Below are 3923 nucleotides of genomic sequence, written 5' to 3'. Positions count from 1 at the left end.
AGGTGCTGCAATGCGCAAGCTTATACATCTGTGTTATGGCGTTTTAAAACATCAGACTGCCTATCAAAGAGATTATTTATTGGTCGAATAATCTCAAAACCTGATTGACTACCAAGACGGTATCTCATATCTATAGGTAAATTACCATCATCCAGATAGCGGCAGAGTGCCTGCCAGCGTTTTAGGCCGTAGTTGATCGCCCGGGCGGGTTGGAGAACTCGATGGCACCGTCAGCTGATGTTGGTTGAGCCATTCATATAGTTGTTGCATGACCGGTTGACTATGCTGTTGTCGGTATTCGCAGCGGTCTTCCGCTGTACCATCCGTCTTTTTTCTTAATTCTGCTTCTATCGCATATAATTTCTGAATCAGCACTAATGCCTGTTCAGCGATCTGACTTTTCCCGGTCACATGCAGTTCATGGAATTTACGACGTGCATGTGCCATGCAGCCCACCTCAATGACCTGGCCTGATTTAAAGCGTGCTTTATAACCACTGTAATCATCACAGACCAGATGACCCTGCCAGCCATTCAGGAACGCTTCAGCATGCTGACCTGAACGACTATCCTGAAAGTCATAGATCACTGCCTGAACTGGATTGTACTGTGTAGTGGCATAGGCCCAGACATAACCTTTCTTCGGTTTTTTCTCATCATCACCCATCCGCATGATGGTGACCGGCGTTTCATCGGCATGGATCACCCGCTGTTGCAGCACCACCTGTTTTAAGGCATTGGCCAGAGGTTCCAGTTCCACACCGCAGCGACCAATCTGAGAAGCATTGCTTCGTAAGAGATAACGTGGATCTGGACAGATCAATGCCCGCCCGCTGATAGATCAGGCGCTGAGGGTACAGCGGCAAATGATCGGCATACTTCGATACCAGCACATGGCTGAGCAATTCAGGTGAAGCAATGCCTTTATCAATCATATAGGCAGGCATCGCTTGCTGAGTCAGAGTGTCGCACTGATCACAGACCCATTTGCCACGGACATGCTGTTCCTTGTAGAACTGTGCCGGTCTGAAATGCAGTTTTTCACTGATATCTTCGCCGATACGACGTAACTGGCAGCCACAACTGCATTGGGTTGATGCAGGTTCATGCTCAATACGGATGGTGTGTAGATGATCTGGCAGTGGTCGACGTTTAGGTTTATTGGTTTTGGCTTTCTGTGTCGCTGCATTGGTTTTATCTGCATTTAGCCGTTCCAGTTCTAGATCAACCGCGGCAATATCTTCTTCAACCGCTTCATCCCACAGATGGATTTGTTTTGCCGTTAAGTGTTCATTCTTTTGGGCGAATTTGTGCTTTTTAAACAGCGCCAGTTCATGCTCGTATTTTTGATTGAGAATGGAAAGATGTTGAACTTTGGCATCCAATTGCTGGTTTGATTTTTCTAATTCTTGATTTGATTGTGCCAGAGACTGATGCTGCATCGCCAACTGCCGGGTAAATTCCAGCAGTTGTTCATGGGTCAGTTGGCTTAAGTCAGGCAGCGTATTCATGACCGCAGTATGCCTGAGGTCATGAAGAGAATGAAATAGAACGTTTGGAAAATAGCAGAATGGAACAGCCTGGTTTAAAGCATCGTCACCACCTGCTGTCGTCCAATGCGCTGCCAGGGCAAACCTTGGATCAGTGCCTGTAACTGTTCTGGACTGAGAGCTACGTTTTCACCCTGGTGAACTTTAGCCCAGTGGAATTTTCCCTGTTTCAGCCGCCTGGCACACAGCCAGATGCCCAGTCCATCATGTACCAGCACTTTCATACGATGGCCACGTTTATTACAGAACAGGTAGGCGCAATGCGGTTTGATTGAGCCAAAGGCTTTCATAATCTGCGCCATGGCCGTATCCATACCCGCACGCATGTCCATGGGCTGGGTAGACAACCAGATTTCATCGATACGGATCATTTGATCAAGCCCTGAAGTAAAAGCAGTAATTCAGTTGCAGACTCCACCGGCCATTCGATTTCGATCATCTGATCCCTTACGGAACCTTGTTCATCATGTAATGGAATCCTGATATGAGCGGTAGCTTTCTTCTCTGGTACAGGTGGCGGAGGTGCTTCTTGTTTGACTGGCGTCGGGTGAAGAATGACGAGAAGGAAGTCGGTCTGTGGAATGGATGAGATTGTTAATGATGGAACCATTGATCTGGACTGACGAATCCATTTATGCAACAGATTGGCATTGATCTGATGTTGCATTGCGACCTTAGCCACCGATGTATCTGGCTGCTGGCATTGCTGAATAAGTTAATGTTTAAATTCAGCCGTGAAGGTTCGACGGGGCTTTTTTAGCGTTGGTGCAGTGTCTATAACTGTCTTTAAATCCATAAATAGGTGTCCACTTAAATTTTAGTGGACACTATCGCGGTATTAATGAGTTAGAAAAAGTGGGGCTCAGCGGACGCTTACGATAGAACTAGATTTATACAGCATAGTACTACGGCTCAATCTAGCTTATTTTCCACAAGCGATAGTAGGTATCATGCATGTGATGAACTATCAATGGAAACGGATGAGAGTGATGTGTTGAAAGAAACTGCAGAAGCTATGTACGCGTCTACAGGTGATACAATTTGGTTAAGCTTTTAAATATAAAATTCAAGCGCTTTATATCGTTTCAATGAGCAGAGTTCAAAATTGCTTGAGTACGTCGTCAATTGATATTTCCTCTTCCACATAGAAAATACCATTTTGATCTGCTTTCATTTTTTTAATAGTCATACCTTCAAGCTTGGCAATCTCGATTAAATCGTCAAGTATTTGATCTGCAATTTTATTTTTCCAATCATTTTCTGGGTCTAAAGGATTCGACATGAGTTTCTCCTAGTTCATGGTGTAGAAGCTAAATCAACAGTACTATAGGATGTATGATATTAGAGTTGGTTTAAATTGCTTCAATACGAGTATGACTACTTAAACTTCGATGATCAAATTTTCTCTAAACCCATTTTTACCTTGCTCTGGTGGATAACCCAAAGGATTGATCACTAATCTACATCCATCGACTACAGTATCCACTGATGTATGCGTATGTCCTGCAATCCATAACTTAAAGCCTTTTACATCTAGGTCATTAATAAAATAGGGATTGAGGGCTGATGCGACAGGATGCGTACCCCAATATGGATCAAGACAAGCTAAATGAGGTGGAAAATGCGTAATAACGATCACATGATCTTGCCCTCTAAACTGCAAAATATTTTGATGATATTTTTTAAATAGTTTTATGTAGTCATCGGCGGTTATAGGTCTATTTTCATTGCTAATCATGATTTGATCAAAATCATAAATCGATTGTTCAGCATCCTTTTGGGACTGTAAAAGTACGTTAGGAGATGTAAGTGGGGAATTGGAGCGGAAGTTCGTAAATAACGTGCCGCCAACAAATATTTTATCTTGAATTTTGATATGGTTGTCATCAAGTAGTGCATTTTTTGGGTAGTTTTCTTTCAAGAAATTCACGACTGAACTGTAGTTAGAGCTGTAGTAATCATGATTACCTAAAACAAAGATAAATTTTTTATTGAGAGATTTACATTTTTCGGCAAACTCAATTGCACCACTTAAGCGATTAGAAAAATCGCCAGCATGAATAATGACGTCAGCTTGTTCTGATATCGAATATTTGGAATTATGAGTATCCGATAAAATTTGCAGTTTCAATCTACTTCCCTTATTAAAATACGCCGTTCAAATATATACATCTTCATTAGAATAAGTTTACATCAACTAAATATTAGAAATTATAAGATACTCATCTGTATCCTTAAGCCTATAAAAACCCGGATCCTGCTTAAGCCGATGATTCCTTAATTTGAATTGTTGGCTTATTTTGATGGGTTAATTGATATGCACATAGTGAGGCGTAAATTCCACTCAGAAATCCATGAAGACTACGTGCTTTAC

General features: G+C 42.2%; 4 protein-coding genes and 2 pseudogenes. All 6 read right to left on the bottom strand.

Translation table 11 applies throughout. The annotated features are described in order from the left end of the window. Window positions 1–131: 131 nt before the first annotated feature. Window positions 132–1510, bottom strand: a pseudogene (locus FTU50_RS14915) (IS66 family transposase); the annotation flags it as partial. 74 nt (window positions 1511–1584) lie between these two features. Continuing rightward, on the bottom strand, window positions 1585–1920 hold the full coding sequence (gene tnpB, locus FTU50_RS14910) for an IS66 family insertion sequence element accessory protein TnpB (RefSeq protein ID WP_163170039.1): 336 nt from the start codon (window positions 1918–1920) through the stop codon (window positions 1585–1587). Then, window positions 1917–2216, bottom strand: coding sequence for an IS66 family insertion sequence element accessory protein TnpB (locus tag FTU50_RS15415; protein WP_168391271.1), 300 nt, complete (start codon window positions 2214–2216; stop codon window positions 1917–1919). The genes tnpB and FTU50_RS15415 overlap by 4 nt, the downstream gene beginning before the upstream one ends. A 432-nt stretch (window positions 2217–2648) precedes the next feature. After that, window positions 2649–2831: a hypothetical protein gene (locus tag FTU50_RS14900; protein ID WP_005236300.1), complete on the bottom strand. Its 183-nt coding sequence runs from the start codon at window positions 2829–2831 to the stop codon at window positions 2649–2651. Window positions 2832–2930: 99 nt separating this feature from the next. After that, window positions 2931–3680, bottom strand: a complete 750-nt coding sequence (locus FTU50_RS14895; RefSeq protein WP_127801953.1) for a metallophosphoesterase — start codon at window positions 3678–3680, stop codon at window positions 2931–2933. A 130-nt stretch (window positions 3681–3810) separates the two neighbouring features. Beyond that, window positions 3811–3923: pseudogene (locus tag FTU50_RS14890) on the bottom strand (IS982 family transposase); the annotation flags it as partial.

The organism is Acinetobacter sp. YH12112 (assembly GCF_013418945.1).
Lineage (GTDB): Bacteria > Pseudomonadota > Gammaproteobacteria > Pseudomonadales > Moraxellaceae > Acinetobacter > Acinetobacter indicus.
Note: the sequence above shows the minus strand (reverse complement) of the source record. Positions and strands in the feature narration are given on the sequence as shown.